The sequence below is a fragment of the Caballeronia sp. GAFFF2 genome (assembly GCF_023631485.1).
Taxonomy (GTDB): Bacteria; Pseudomonadota; Gammaproteobacteria; order Burkholderiales; family Burkholderiaceae; genus Caballeronia.
On sequence record NZ_JALQDA010000032.1, the window covers coordinates 37,360 to 50,977 of the forward strand.

At 65.1% G+C, this 13,618-nt stretch carries 11 protein-coding genes; 2 read left to right on the plus strand and 9 right to left on the minus strand.

Translation table 11 applies throughout. The features are described from left to right. Positions 1 to 20 precede the first annotated feature (20 nt). The 7 genes from NCT04_RS24570 to NCT04_RS24600 are packed head-to-tail and all read right to left on the minus strand — an operon-like array spanning position 21 to position 8,899. Positions 21 to 827 carry an enoyl-CoA hydratase/isomerase family protein gene (locus NCT04_RS24570; protein ID WP_250468108.1) on the minus strand — a complete coding sequence of 269 codons (807 nt, stop codon included), beginning with the start codon at positions 825 to 827 and terminating at the stop codon, positions 21 to 23. 6 nt (positions 828 to 833) lie between these two features. Continuing rightward, positions 834 to 2,405, minus strand: a complete 1,572-nt coding sequence (locus tag NCT04_RS24575; RefSeq protein WP_250468109.1) for an AMP-binding protein — start codon at positions 2,403 to 2,405, stop codon at positions 834 to 836. Then, positions 2,398 to 2,934 (minus strand): (2Fe-2S)-binding protein, encoded by a 537-nt coding sequence (locus NCT04_RS24580; protein WP_250468110.1) that lies wholly within the window; start codon positions 2,932 to 2,934, stop codon positions 2,398 to 2,400. The genes NCT04_RS24575 and NCT04_RS24580 overlap by 8 nt, the downstream gene beginning before the upstream one ends. Next, positions 2,931 to 3,752: an FAD binding domain-containing protein gene (locus tag NCT04_RS24585; RefSeq protein WP_250468111.1), complete on the minus strand. Its 822-nt coding sequence runs from the start codon at positions 3,750 to 3,752 to the stop codon at positions 2,931 to 2,933. The genes NCT04_RS24580 and NCT04_RS24585 overlap by 4 nt, the downstream gene beginning before the upstream one ends. Beyond that, a complete protein-coding gene (locus NCT04_RS24590; RefSeq protein ID WP_250468112.1) occupies positions 3,749 to 6,778 on the minus strand; it encodes a xanthine dehydrogenase family protein molybdopterin-binding subunit in 3,030 nt (1,009 codons plus the stop codon). The genes NCT04_RS24585 and NCT04_RS24590 overlap by 4 nt, the downstream gene beginning before the upstream one ends. Next, complete coding sequence (locus tag NCT04_RS24595) at positions 6,775 to 7,413, minus strand: UbiX family flavin prenyltransferase (RefSeq protein WP_250468120.1); 639 nt, start codon at positions 7,411 to 7,413, stop codon at positions 6,775 to 6,777. Before NCT04_RS24595 ends, NCT04_RS24590 begins: the two co-directional genes overlap by 4 nt. Beyond that, on the minus strand, positions 7,406 to 8,899 hold the full coding sequence (locus NCT04_RS24600) for a UbiD family decarboxylase (RefSeq protein ID WP_250468113.1): 1,494 nt from the start codon (positions 8,897 to 8,899) through the stop codon (positions 7,406 to 7,408). Before NCT04_RS24600 ends, NCT04_RS24595 begins: the two co-directional genes overlap by 8 nt. Positions 8,900 to 9,200: 301 nt before the next feature. Here NCT04_RS24600 and NCT04_RS24605 point away from each other — a divergent pair, with 301 nt between their 5' ends. Both NCT04_RS24605 and NCT04_RS24610 read left to right on the plus strand, forming a co-directional pair. Further along, positions 9,201 to 10,142 carry a LysR family transcriptional regulator gene (locus NCT04_RS24605; protein ID WP_250468114.1) on the plus strand — a complete coding sequence of 314 codons (942 nt, stop codon included), beginning with the start codon at positions 9,201 to 9,203 and terminating at the stop codon, positions 10,140 to 10,142. Next, positions 10,139 to 11,578, plus strand: coding sequence for an aldehyde dehydrogenase family protein (locus tag NCT04_RS24610; protein ID WP_250468115.1), 1,440 nt, complete (start codon positions 10,139 to 10,141; stop codon positions 11,576 to 11,578). The genes NCT04_RS24605 and NCT04_RS24610 overlap by 4 nt, the downstream gene beginning before the upstream one ends. A gap of 1,296 nt (positions 11,579 to 12,874) precedes the next feature. On the opposite strand, the gene NCT04_RS24615 is transcribed toward NCT04_RS24610, so the two are convergent. Both NCT04_RS24615 and NCT04_RS24620 read right to left on the minus strand, forming a co-directional pair. Beyond that, on the minus strand, positions 12,875 to 13,366 hold the full coding sequence (locus tag NCT04_RS24615; protein ID WP_250468116.1) for an NUDIX hydrolase: 492 nt from the start codon (positions 13,364 to 13,366) through the stop codon (positions 12,875 to 12,877). A gap of 144 nt (positions 13,367 to 13,510) precedes the next feature. Beyond that, positions 13,511 to 13,618, minus strand: a 108-nt coding sequence (locus NCT04_RS24620) for an IS3 family transposase (protein WP_250468121.1), incomplete at its 5' end; no start/stop codon positions are given.

Sequence of the window (13,618 nt, forward strand, 5' to 3'; positions counted from 1 at the left end):
TCTCCCTTTGTTCTGCGTTGTCAGAACCCGCGGAACTGCGGCTTGCGCTTGCCGTGGAACGCTTCGACGCCTTCGCGGAAATCGTCCGACGAGCGCAGGCGGCTGTAGCAATGTCCTTCCAGTTCGATGGCGATGGAAAGCGGCGCGTCTTCCGAGTCGTTCAGGAGCTTCTTCGCGGTGCGCTGGGCGAGCGGCGAGAACGCGCGCAGTTCGTCGACGAGCGCGTCCGTCGCGGCTTCCAGTCCGGCGTCCGGCACGCAGTCCACGGCGATGCCCCACTCGTACGCCTGCTTGCCGGGAATCCGGCGCGAGCGCATCACGATGTCCTTGGTCCTGCCGATGCCGACCATCGCCTGCAAGCGCGCCGAGCCGCCCGAGCCGGGAATCTGGCCGAGCTTCTGTTCGGGCAGCGCGTAGAAAGTCGTGTCCGTGACGATGCGGAAGTCGCACGCGAGCGACAGCTCGAAGCCCACGCCGAAACAGAAGCCGCGATTGGCCGCGATCACCGGCTTCGAGCAGCGCGCGGGCGCCGCGATATTCCACGCGAGCTTCGACACGTGTTCCGGCGACGCCTCCAGAAAGCCCTTGATGTCGCCGCCGCTCGAAAAGTGCTCGCCTTTCGCGCGCACGACGATCACGCGCACGCGTTCGTCGTCGTCGAGTGCTTCGAAGGCGGCGAGCAACTGGTCGCGGGCGTGCATCGAAATGACGTTGAATGGCGGGCGGTGCAGGATTATGTCGGCGCGCTCGCGCTCGGCGTCGATCTCGACCGAGAAGCCGTCGAGGTCTTGCAGCAGCGTCTGGGCGCGGTGGTTCAGGTCGGTCATGTCGGGTTACTCCTTCGTGGTTTCTGCAGGTTGCGCGGGCGTTGCCTGGCTGTCGGGCGCATATTCGCCCGCCGAGAGCTTGCGGCGCAGGATTTTTCCGACCGGCGACTTCGGAATGTCATCGACGAACACGTAGTCGCGCGGGCGCTTGAAGTTGACGAGGTTGGACTGGCGGCACCAGGCGTCGAGACCTTCGGCATCGACGTATTCGTGCCGCTTGATGAACGCGACCACACGCTGGCCCCAACGCTCGTCCTTGACGCCCGCGACCGCGACTTCATCGACGGCCGGATGCAGCGAGAGCACCGACTCGATATCGACCGGCGAAATGTTCTCGCCGCCGCTGATGATCATGTCGTCCACGCGGCCCGTCACGTAGAGATCGCCGTCGGCGTCGAAGTAGCCGGTGTCGCCGGTGAAGTACCAGCCGCCGCGCAGGGACTTCGCGTTCGCGTCGGGACGGTTCCAGTAGCCTTCGAACGCTTCGTCGCCGAGCAGGTCCGCAATGATCTGGCCTTCCTCGCCGGCGGCGGCGGTTTCGCCGGGCGAGACCGCGTCGAGCGTCACCACGCGCAGCCGCGTGTTGATGCCCGCGCGCCCCGCGCTGCCCGGCTTTCTCGTTGCGTCCTGGTCGATGCTGAACGTGTACACCTCGGACGAGCCGTAGTGATTGACGAACAGCTCCGGCTCGAATGCGGCCGACAGGCGTTTGAGCAGGCCGTCGTTCATCGGGGCGCCCGCGAAGCCGAGCTTTCTGACCGAGGATGTGTCCGTGCTCGCAAACCCGCTGTCGGCGAACAGATCGTGATAGAGCGTGGGCACGAGATACAGGCACGTCAGCCGGTGTCTTGCGATGGATTCGAGCGCGAGCTTCGCGTTCCAGCGGCGCACGCACACGAAGACGCCATCCACGAGCGCCATCGAAAGCAGCGAGCGCACGCCCATCGTGTGATAGAGCGGCATCACGCCGAGCGTGCGTTCGCCGCGCCGGTACAGGTTCTGCGCGACGTGCGCGAGCGCGCCCGCGCGTTCGTGCCGGTGACGGCGCGGCACGCCCTTCGGCTTGCCGGTGGTGCCGGACGTATAGAGGATGAGCGAGATGTCGTCGGCGGTGGCGTGAGTCGTCTCGCCGCTGCCTTCCTGCGCGCGTTCCGCAGTCAGTACGTCGAACGTCGCCGTGCCTCCGGGTGCATCGTCGAGTGCGACGCGCGGCAGGTTTTGCGCCGACGCGCTCTGCATCACGGCATCCGCGCAAACTGGTTCGTAGACGATGGCCTTCACGCCGGCATCGGTCACGCAGTATTCGACTTCCTCCAGCTTCGCGCGCCAGTTGAGTGGCACGATCACGATGCCCGCGAACTGCGCCGCCCAATGCAGCGTCGCCATTTCCCAGCGGTTCTGCAGGACGACGAGCAGCCGGTCGCCGCGTTGCAGGCCGAGCGTGCGCAGCGCATCGGCGACATTCAGAATCACGCGATGCCACGCCGCATACGTCAGTTGCAGGTCGCCGTCGACGAGCGCGAGCGCGTCCGGGCTGCGCTCGACGCTTTGCAGGAAAGTGCGGCCGAGATCAAGCATGTTCGGCCTCCTTCGCGCCTGCCGCCGCCTGACGGCGCGCGGCGACGTCGAGCACGGCCGCGACGATCGGCGTATAGCCCGTACAGCGGCAGATATGACCCGAGAGCATCTCGCGCACCTGTTCCTCGCTCGGATTCGGGACGCGTTGCAGATAGTCCGCGCACGACATCAGGATGCCCGCCGTGCAAAAGCCGCACTGCAGCGCATGATGACGCTGGAACGCCTGCTGCAGGTCGCCGAGCGTCTGCTGCGGCGCGAGACCTTCGACGGTATCGATGCGCCTTCCGTGCGCCTGCACCGCGAACATCAGGCACGAGCGCGCCGCGACGCCATCCACGTGTACGGTACATGCGCCGCAGACGCCGTGCTCGCAGCCGACGTGCGTGCCCGTCGCGCCCAGTTCGTTGCGGATAAAATCCGACAGTAGTTCGCGCGGCTCGCCATAGCCGCTGCGTTCATGGCCGTTGAGCGTCAGCATGATGCGCTGCTGCTCGCCGTGCCGCATGAGGTTGTCCGCCGTGTTGCTCACTTCGCCTCCTCGATTACGCGCCATCCCAATTGCCGGACCAGATTCCGGCGATATTTCGCGCTGATGTGCGCGTCGTCCTGCGCGTTTAGTTTCCAGCTCAGGTCGTTCAATGCGCCCCGCAAGTCGTCGCCCGTCAGACGCGGCCAGGTCTCGGCAACCGGCCGGTCCGCGACGCCGCCCACCGCGATGCGGATCGCGTCGTCCGTCACGACCGCCGCGCACGCGACCACCGCGAAATCGCCGTGCCGCGCCGAGAACTCCGCGAACGCGTAACGCTCGCCGGGCTTTTTCAGCGGAAAGCGCACGGCTTCCACCAGTTCGTCCGGCTCGCGCGCCGTCATCAGCATTCCCTGGAAGAAGTCCTGCGCCGCGAGCGTGCGGCGCTTCTTTTTCGAGCGCAGCATGACGTCGCCGCCGAGCGCGGTCAGCACGAGCGGCAGTTCCGCGCTCGGATCGGCATGCGCGATGGAACCGCACACCGTCCCGCGATTGCGAATCTGAAAATGCGAGATGTTCGGGAACGCCATCGCGAGCAGGGGCACTTCGTCGCGCAACGAGCGGCGCCATTCGACGCTGCCCTGCGTCGCCGCCGCGCTCACAACGAGATGCCCTGCGCGGTCGTCGACGCGCACCGCGTCCAGCTCGGCGGTGCGCGAGATATCGACCAGCACGCGCGGCTGCGCGAGCCGCATGTTGAGCACGGCCATCAGCGACTGCCCGCCTGCCAGCACGCGGGCGTCCTCGCCGTTTTCCGCGAGCGCGGCGAGCGCGTCCTGCGTCGTCATCGCGCGCAGATAGTCGAACGGCGCGGGCTTCATGCTCGCCTCCCGAAACGGCCGAAGAGCCGCGCGATCCACGACCTGCGCTGCACAACCGGCTTGCCCGCCGCCTGCCGGCCGAGCGATTCGAACAATTGCCTGAGCACCACCTTCGCCGCGCCTTCGAGCATGCGTCCGCCGACCGCCGCGACCTTGCCCGAAACCTGCGCTTCGTAGTCGTACGTGAGGCGCGTGCCATTGCCCTGCGGCGTCAGTTCGACGAGACCACTGCCCCGCGCGCTGCCGAGCGGGGACATGCCCGCGCCCGCGAGACGCAGCCGTCGCGGCGCGTCGATCTCGGACAAGCCGATATGCGCCTCGAAGCGTGCCTTGATCATGCCGACGCCCACCGTCACGTCCGCGCGATACTGGTTCGGCGCGGTCTCGTCCAGCGCGTGACAGCCTGGAATGACGTTGGCGAGCGCCTTCGGGTCGAGCAGCACGGCGAACACCGCTTCGGGCGTCGCGGGCAAATCGACCGTGCCCTGCGCCGTCAACGCCTTGCCGCCGCCCGCCGCTGCGGGCTTCGTGGCAGCGGCGCGATACTCGGGCCGCGAAGGTTCGGGATCGTCGATGCCGATCAGCGCCATCACCTTCTGCGGCGTGAGCGGCAGACAGATGTCGTCGACTCCGAGCGCGTCCGCCACCGCATTCGCGATGCACGCAGGCGTGCTCATGTTGTTGCCTTCGCCGAGACCTTTCGCGCCGAGCGGCGTGAACGGCGACGGCGTTTGCAGATGCACGATCACCGGATCGGGCACTTCGCAGGTCGTCGGCATCAGATAGTCGGCGAGCGTGCCGGACTGGAAGCTGCCGTCCGCGCCATAGCGGAACTCTTCCATCAGCGCCGCGCCCAGCCCTTGCGCGAACGCGCCGCGAATCTGGCCGTCGGCGAGCGCGGGATTCAGGATCGTGCCGGCGTCGTGCGCGGTCACGTAGCGGTCGATGCGCACGCGTCCCGTCGCACGGTCCACTTCGACGGCGCACATGTCGAACGCGAAGCCATACGCCGCCGACGTGTTGATCCGGTCCTGCTCATCCGGCGCGTCCATGTGCGGCGGCGACCAGAAGACGGTCTCGCGCAAGCCCGGCTTTTCGCCCTCGGGCAGAAGCGCGGGCGCCCAGTGCGGCGCGTTGCTCGCCGCGCGCGCAAACGGCAGAGCGCGGTCCTCGGCATCTTTCGGGAAGATACGTGCATGCTCGAAACAAACGTCGGCGGCGGCGCACCCGAACTGCTTCGCGAGAATGCGCGCGAGCTTGTCCCGCACGCGCGTCGCGGCCAGATGCACAGTGCCCGCCACCGCACCCGCGAAGCGGCTCGAATAGTTGCCCGCCGCGACGGACCACGCGTCCTTGTGCGTGTCGAATTCCACGTTCACGACGATGTCCTGCGGGTCGAGTCCGAGCACATCGGCGACGACTTGCGCGCACACGGTCATGTGGCCCTGGCCCGCGGGCGTCGAGGCAATCGTAACGATCACGCCGCCCAGCAGATCCACGCTCACGGTCGCACTCGCGATCGCACCGTTCTTCGGACCGGCCTTCTTCCGCGCGTCGGGCGGCATCACGGTCGTGATATAGCCCATGTTCGACACGGATGGCTCGACGATCGCCGCGAAGCCGATGCCATAAAGGCGCCCTTCCTTGCGCGCGGCGTCGCGCCGGGCGACGAGCGCTTCGTAGCCGCCTTGCGCCATCGAAAGACGCAGCGCCTCCTGATAGTTGCCCGAATCGAGCAGCGCGCCGGCGGCCGCGCGGTACGGAAACGCATCGGCGGGAACGAAGTTGCGGCGGTACACGTCGAGCACATCGAGCTTGAGTTCGATGGCGATGCGCTGAATCAGCCGCTCCAGCGCGAAATACACTTGCGGTCCGCCAAAGCCGCGCACGAGGCCGGTCGGCGTCTTGTTGGTCAACACGACGCGGTTGCGCACGGCGAGATTCGGAATGGCATAGGCGCCTGTGAGGCAGCCGTGCATCCGGTAGAAAGTTGCGGGTTCGGGCGCGCGCACGTAGCCGCCGACGTCCTCCAGCTGATCGTATGACAGCGCGGCGATGCGCCCATCGCTTTCCACTGCCGCCTCGATCGTAGAGAGGCGCGCGGTCGCGGAGGTCGCCGCGCTCAGGTGTTCGAGCCGGTCCTCGACCCATTTCACCGGCGCGCCGGCCTTGCGCGATGCGAGGCACATCAGCACGACGTACGGAAACACCGCCTGCTTCACGCCGAAGCTGCCGCCCGAATCGCGCGGCGCCTTGTGCCGCAGACGGTTCGCGGGGACGTTGAGCGCCATGGCCATGACGGCATGCAGCGAGAACGGTCCCATGAAATTCGAGGTGACGTCGTAGCCCTCGCCGCCCGACAGATATTCGGCGATCACCACGCCGCATTCGATCGGCGCACACGTATTGCGCGGATAGTGCGCGACGAGTTTCACCCGATGCGGCGCGCGTTCGAACGCGGCTTGCGGATCGCCATAGCTGAAATGCCGGTCGCTGATCACGTTGGTGCCCACGCGCTCGTGCAGCACCGGCGATTCGTCCGCCACCGCCTGCTCGATGGACGTGACCGGATCGCGCAGCGCGTAATCGACCTTGATGAGATCGAGCGCGTCTTCGGCGATGGCGCGCGACTCCGCCATCACGACCGCGACCGGCTCGCCGACATAACGCACGCGGTCCATCGCGAGCGCCCACTGCTCCATCGGCGACTTCACGCCGACGACGAACGGCCGCGACCACGGACGCAAGTCCTTGCGCGTCAGAATCGCGCGCACGCCGTGCAGCTTCGACGCAGCTTCGATGTCGATGGACACGAGATCCGCATGTGCATGCGGCGAGCGCAGAATCGCGGCCTGCAACGTGCCGGGCTTCACGGCGAGGTCGTCGCCGTAGCGGCCACGGCCGGTCAGGATCGCGGGGTCTTCGACGCGCGGCATCGGACGGCCGACGTGGCGCTCAGGCGCGGCGGCGGCGTGGTCGGCGACGCGCGCGCCGGTATCGGCGAAGCCGGTCTCGCGCTGGTTCATGGCGTCACTCCCTGGTCTCGGTCGGTCTCGGTCCCGGCGCGGCTGCCGAACTCATCGGCGAGACCGTTCCAGCGGCGCGCAATCTCGCCGTGCTCGATGCCGAACAAATCCAGGATGCGCCCGACCGTGTGATCGACCACATCGTCGATGGTCTTCGGATGCGCGTAGAACGCGGGAACCGGCGGCATCACGATCGCGCCCATTTCGGTCGCGAGCGTCATGTTGCGCAGATGCGCGAGGTTGAGCGGCGTCTCGCGCGCAACCAGCACGAGGCGGCGGCGCTCCTTGAGCATCACGTCGGCGGCGCGGGTCAGCAGGTTGTCCGCGAAGCCGTTTGCAACGCCGGCGAGCGTCTTCATCGAACAGGGCGCGATCACCATGCCGTCGCTCAGGAACGAACCGCTCGCCACCGCCGCGCCGATGTCCCGCACGTTGTGCACGATATCGGCGAGCGTGTCGAGGTCGCCGCGCGTGAGGCCGAGTTCCTGCGCCGCCGTGACCGCACCAGACGCCGAGACGATCAGATGCGTCTCGTGCGTGCCGAGCCGGCGCAGCGCGGCGAGCAGCCGCACGCCGATCGCCGCGCCGCTCGCGCCCGAGATGCCGACGACGATGCGCTTCTTTCGTTCAGCCATCATCGCGTGTGAGGTAGGCGTTCAGTGCGCTGTCGTCGCCGGCGACGAGCGCGTCGAGATCGACCGTGTCTTGTCCCGGAATGCGCACGCGCGTGAAGACGTGCGCCGGATAGACGACCGGGCGCGTGGCGTCGAGACCCATCTTCGCGCTCACGCCTTGCAGATGCGCGGGCGCGTCTTCCGGAAGGCCGACCGTTGTCGAGGGATCGAGCGGCGACCCTTGCGCGCCCGCCACCACCACGAGGTCGCGGTCGGCCTGGAAGCGCGTAGCGATCGCCCATTCGATCTCGGTGGGATCGTGCACGTTCACGTCGGGATCGACCACGACGACCTGCTTGATGTCGTAGTGCGCGCCGAACGCGCACAGAATCACGTTCTTCGCCTCGCCTTCGCGCTTCTTGTCGAACTGCACCCACAGGTGATAGCGGCACACGCCGCCCACCGACAGATGCACGTCCGTAACCGCCGGATGGCTGCGTTGCAGATGCGCGAGCAGCGTGGCTTCGCGCGGAATCGCACCGAGCAGCAGGTGCTCCATCTCGGCCGGCACGATGGTATGAAAAATCGGGTCGCGCCGATGCGTGAGCGCCGTGACTTCGATGACTTCGCGTGCTTCCTTCGCGCTGTAGTACTTCGGGAACTCGCCGAACGGGCCTTCCGGCTCGCGCACGTTCAGCAAAATGCGGCCTTCGATGACGATCTCGGCAAACGCCGGCACATGCACGCCGTTCGTCACGCATGGCACGACCGGCAGCGGTGCACCGTGCAGCGCGCCCGCGATCTCCAGTTCGTCGTGATCGATCGGCGTGATGGCCTGCGACGCGAGAATCGTCAGCGGATCGACGCCGATGGCCACGGCCACGTCGAGTGCATCGCCCGCTTCTTCGGCTGCGCGCTGGAACGCATACAGATGGCGCGGCAGCAGCAGAATCGCCATGCGGTCGGGGCCATGCACCTGGATCCGGTTGATGGAGACGTTCTGCACGCCGGTGCGCGGATTGCGGGCGATCACGAGACCCGCCGTGATGTACGGGCCGTTGTCGTGCTCGCTGTGCGTGGGAATGGGCAGGAGCGCATGCAGGTTGATGCCGTTCGTATGCACTACTTGCTGGCACGGCGCGTCATCGCGCGCGACGACCTTCGAGGCGAGCGGCGCGGCGGCGGCAGCGGAAAATCGCGCGAGCAGCCCGGCTTCTTCCACACCCATTGCTTCGGCGATCCACGCGCGCTTCGCCATGAAGCCGCTTACGACCGGGATCGCATGTCCGCCCGGACGCGTGAAAAACGCGGCTTTCGAGCCGTCGAGCCGCTTCGCAATGGCCGCCAGTTCGTGTTCGAGCGCCACCGGCTTGTCGATCGCCGCGACCCGTCCGGTCTTCGCGAGATACGCAAGCCAGTCGCGCAGCGAGAGGGAACCCGCGTCCGATTCCGGGCGAGCCCACTGCAATGAGGAAGTGCCGTGCGGTGCGGCATCGCGTGTGTTCATCGTGCCTCCAGCTGTTGCCTGCTCGTCGCCTGTCGATGCGGCCAGGACGCCGCAGCAAGGTACGGTTGAAGCGTAGCGAGATCGCTCCATAAGTTCTAATACTGTTTTTCAATGCGGCGGATCATCGGCTCTTATATCCGTGTTAGCCCCGATGACAGCGTTCTTACAGTTGCGTATCAATAGCTCCTTTACGCACGCAGCTGGCGCAGGCGTTTCGCACAGAACTGCGTTTAATGAGCGATTGCTACGTCGTGATACTGGACGCAGAAGGTATTAGCGTCGCTGATGCCGAAGGGATCGAATGGACCTCAAGCAAATCCAGTACTTCATCGCGCTCTTCGAAGACGGTTCGGTCACGCGTGCGGCCAAGCGGCTGAACATCGTGCAGCCGGCGTTGAGCATGCAGATCGCGAAGCTGGAAGACGAACTGCATCAGCAACTCTTCGAGCGCGGCGCGCACGGCATGGCGCCGACCGCGGCGGGGCGGCTCATGTATCGACTCTTTCTGCCGATCATGCGGGACCTCGCGCACGCGCGCCAACAACTCGTCCAGCGCGATGAAGTCATGACGGGGCATGTGGGCATTGGGCTGATCGCATCGGTGACGGAGAGCGTGCTCGCGGACTCGCTCGCGCGTTTTCACGCGCGCTATCCCGATGTCGAAGTCACCGTCGCCGATGGCTACAGCGCGACGTTCATCGACTGGGTGGCGGGCGGTCAGCTGGATGCCGCGATCATCAACAAGCCACGCGCACGCCTTTCGCTGGATTCGCGTGCGCTGCTCGACGAGGAGATGGTGCTCGCGACGAGCGCCGCGCACGGTCCGGACTTGCCGCACACGATCGAACTGGCACAGTTGCCCGAACTCGAACTCGTATTGCCGACCAAGCGCCACGGATTGCGCGGCGTGCTCGACAGCGCCGCGCAGCATGAAGACGTGCTGCTCGCACCACGCTTCGAGATCGACGTGCTTTCCACCATTCTCAAGCTCGTCGAGCACACGCGCTTTGCGACGATTCTTCCGCGCATCGTCGTGGAGCGTGCCGCGCGGCATGGAACCTTGCGCGCGTACCCTATCCTCGCGCCGCGCATCGTGCGCCATATCGTCTGTGTCAGCCATCCGCGCAGGCCGTTGAGCGCGGCAGCGGAGGCGCTCATTGCGATCATCGGCGACGAGCTGCATCAAGCGTCGAGCACTTCGTCATCCGAATCGAAATCATCACTCAAGGAAACATCAGCATGAACGCATTGCACTGGATCGGCGGCGAATGGACCGGCACGCCGACGCTCGACAGCATCGATCCCGCGACGGGCGACGCCCTCGGCCAGTACGCCGACGGCGGCGCGCACGAAGCCGACGCCGCTATCGCCGCCGCGCGCCACGTGTTCGACCGCACGACCTGGGCGCAGGACGCGCGTCTGCGTCAGGACGTACTGCTTGCATGGGCCGTCGCGCTCGAACAGCAGCGCGAATCGCTCGCCACGCTGCTCACGCGCGAAAACGGCAAGGCGATCGGGCAATCGCGCGGCGAGATCGCGGGCGCCATCTCCGAAGTGCGCTATTACGCCGGGCTCGCGCGGCATATCGCGGGGCACGTGCTCGAACCGGAGCCGGGCGTCATTTCGACGATGCTGCGCGAAGCCGCTGGCGTGGCCGCCATCATCGTGCCGTGGAACGCGCCGGCGGTGTTGCTCGTGCGTTCGCTCGCGCCCGCGCTCGCGGCGGGTTGCACGGCGGTCGTGAAGCCTGCCGCGCAGACCTCGCTCGTCACTGCCGCGATGCTGCGCTGCCTCGAACACACCGCGCTGCCGAAGGGCGCGGTGAATCTCGTACACGAACAAGGGCACGCCGCCAGTCAGCGGCTTGCGGATTCACACGGCGTGGACGTAGTGAGCTTCACCGGCTCGACCGCGACGGGCAAGAAGATCATGGCGGCGGCGGCGGACAGCATGAAAAAGCTGTCGCTGGAACTGGGCGGCAAGTCATGCTGCGTCGTTTTCGACGATGCCGACATTGCCGCCGTCGCGCCACGCCTTGCGCGCGCCGCGACCATCATCTCCGGCCAGCAGTGCACGGCGGCGCGGCGCGTGCTGGTGCATGCGTCGCGTGCGCAGGAAATGCGCGAGAACCTCGCGGGCGCGCTGGCGGCGCTGAAGGTCGGACCGGGTATCGATCCGGCGACGGATATCGGCGCGCTCATCGATGCCCCGACGCGCGATGCGGTCGAGCGGACCATCGAACGGGCATGCGATATGAGTGATCGCGTATTGCTGCGCGGCGGCCGCTCGGGCCATGCGTTTCTTTCGCCGACGCTCGTGGAGCACGGCGATCCGAAGGCGTTCTTTTGTCAGGACGAAATCTTCGGGCCGTTCGTCACGCTCGAAGTCTTCGAAAGCGACCAGGAAGCCCTCGCGAGGGCCAACGATAGCGTATTCGGCCTGTCAGCCAGCGTCTGGACTCACGACGGTCCGCGCGCCTTTCGCATGGCACGGGCGCTGCGTAACGGAACGGTCTGGATCAACGATCACAACAAGCTGTTTGCGGAGGCGGAAACCGGCGGATACCGGCAAAGCGGGCTTGGGCGCCTCCATGGTCACGATGCGCTCGCCGACTTCACCGAAATCAAGCACATCTGTATGCCGGCTGGCGTGGCCGAGGGCATTGCTCCGCTTCGCTGATCATGATCGCTCGGTGGGGCCCTCGAGTCCCGCTTCTACGCAGGGATGAACCAAATGTATTTTGAGGGCCAACAGCGATCGTCTGAAAACTGTACCGCGCGAGATTAGTTTGTCTTCGGCGAAAGTCGCGCGCTCCGGCGGGGTTGCCGCTTTTGCAGCGCGCTGCGTGGCTCATACGCGGTCGGTCTGGATTCTGCACGAACGATTGCGCACGCGCAGTCTCCGCATGATGTGTGTCGTTCTTGCCTGCGTCTCGCTGTTACAACGGCGGGCTGAAACACGCGAACTGCCAGGCCAGGTTTCGATCCGTGGTGCCGGCATCAGTTCGCGTCTGGTCGAAGGATGTCTATGGCAGTGCTTTCCCCCGGGCGCGAGGTTGCAGATCGCAGACACCGGACGCCTTGTTGGAGTGCGTTGCTATCCGAGGTCCGTGAGCGGGTTTGCGGATCGAGCTGTCATCATATCCGCCCGACTTTTCAGATGGCGTTGCGGCGCGAGCGACCGGCACGGGTCGACCCTAATGGGACATTGGGCAATCCTGTGAGCGGCCGTTCGATTGGCTGGAGCAAACACTTCATTCGGCATCGCGAACGTTGTCAATTAAAATCATTCGCGCCTCGCGTGCCAAATCTTGACCGTGCTAAATGAGTCGCAACATGATCACGAGGGCGTTCGCCAGTGCATGAGTGACGTAAGTACTGAGTACTGGGCGGCCAAGTCTCTGAGCTTCTATGACGAACACGGCGGCGAGCACCGTCGCGCCCAAGAAGATGCTAAGGACGGCGCGATCGGTGTACCCATGCAGGCAGGTAAATGCGATGGCTGAAGCAAGCCCACCAAGCCAAAACGGTTGACGAAGAACTCCGCTTACCAGGCGGATCGGAAGCCATTGCCCAATTAACGTCTCGACGAACGGCATGGCAACGACAGTTACAAGTAGCTGAAACGCAAACGAGTGGTTCGCGAACGGCTTTGCATGCCCAGGCGAAGGTCCCCAAGCCCAAAATCCAACAAGGATAAGCGCTATCTGTCCGATAAACATGACAGCCGCCCCGCCAATTATCAATCCCCATCTTGGTATGTCGACTAGGCGCATTTACGGGCGGACGTCCAGGCTAGATGGCAGAAGAAGCTTTGCGTTGAGTTAAGCAGAATGTGCGGTCGATGCCGGCGCTTTAAGGCGGTCATCCAATCGAGCAATCCTGTCGATTGACCGGGCATGGCCGAACTCGGCACTCGAACTAACGACGGGATCAACCGTCCCTCCTTCGACGTAATTGCCGGGCGAAGCATCGCTCAGTATGAGACTTCAAAATGCGATTCACGCTGGATCACGTGTGCAAGGGCGGCGCAATCGGCTTGAAGCAGCTGACGAAGAAATACGGGCCGCACATCTATCTCAGACAGCCCTCGCCGAGGAACCCACGTGAAGGTAAGGCGTTTGTTCCCCTCCGAGCCATAATGCGAAGCCGTTAGATCGAGCAACGGCGATCCGGGCTCTAGGCGCGCGAACATGTAGAAACCGATCTCATGGTGCAGCCGTCCGTTATAACCAAAGAAATTCTCAACTATGCAGAGCGTTTTCTCGATGTGGACCGACGCGCCAACCTCTTCTTCCATCTCGCGGATAACAGTCTGTGCGGCATGTTCTCCAGGCTCGACTCGGCCCCCGGGAAGGCACCAGAAGTCGTCACCTTCGGCTTGATGCAGCAGGACATAGTCGTCTTGAAATATTACTGCGGCCGCCCGCAGATTGAAACGATGACTTCCGGTGTCGAATGAAATCACGGTTTTAAATTGAAAGATTTGTGAGCGGCCATTTTAGGCCCAGAATTTTAGTGCGTCGGCGATTGCCTGCGATCCTCGCACGGATGTCGACGGACCAATATTAGCCGACTGCCAGTGGGGGTGCGGCTAAATTCTTGGACTCATTTATGCCGCGATTCCGAGACATTGCCGGTACTCGACCGGACTAAGAGAGCCGAGCGAGACCTTGATCCGTGTTGCGTTGTACCACCGGATATAGGAGTCGAGGACTTC

Bases quoted from the DNA above. Each gene is read 5' to 3' on its own strand.
- NCT04_RS24570 (WP_250468108.1), bottom strand. From the start codon at position 827: ATGACCGACCTGAACCACCGCGCCCAGACGCTGCTGCAAGACCTCGAC.
- NCT04_RS24575 (WP_250468109.1), bottom strand. From the start codon at position 2,405: ATGCTTGATCTCGGCCGCACTTTCCTGCAAAGCGTCGAGCGCAGCCCG.
- NCT04_RS24585 (WP_250468111.1), bottom strand. From the start codon at position 3,752: ATGAAGCCCGCGCCGTTCGACTATCTGCGCGCGATGACGACGCAGGAC.
- NCT04_RS24590 (WP_250468112.1), bottom strand. From the start codon at position 6,778: ATGAACCAGCGCGAGACCGGCTTCGCCGATACCGGCGCGCGCGTCGCC.
- NCT04_RS24595 (WP_250468120.1), bottom strand. From the start codon at position 7,413: ATGGCTGAACGAAAGAAGCGCATCGTCGTCGGCATCTCGGGCGCGAGC.
- NCT04_RS24600 (WP_250468113.1), bottom strand. From the start codon at position 8,899: ATGAACACACGCGATGCCGCACCGCACGGCACTTCCTCATTGCAGTGG.
- NCT04_RS24605 (WP_250468114.1), top strand. From the start codon at position 9,201: ATGGACCTCAAGCAAATCCAGTACTTCATCGCGCTCTTCGAAGACGGT.
- NCT04_RS24610 (WP_250468115.1), top strand. From the start codon at position 10,139: ATGAACGCATTGCACTGGATCGGCGGCGAATGGACCGGCACGCCGACG.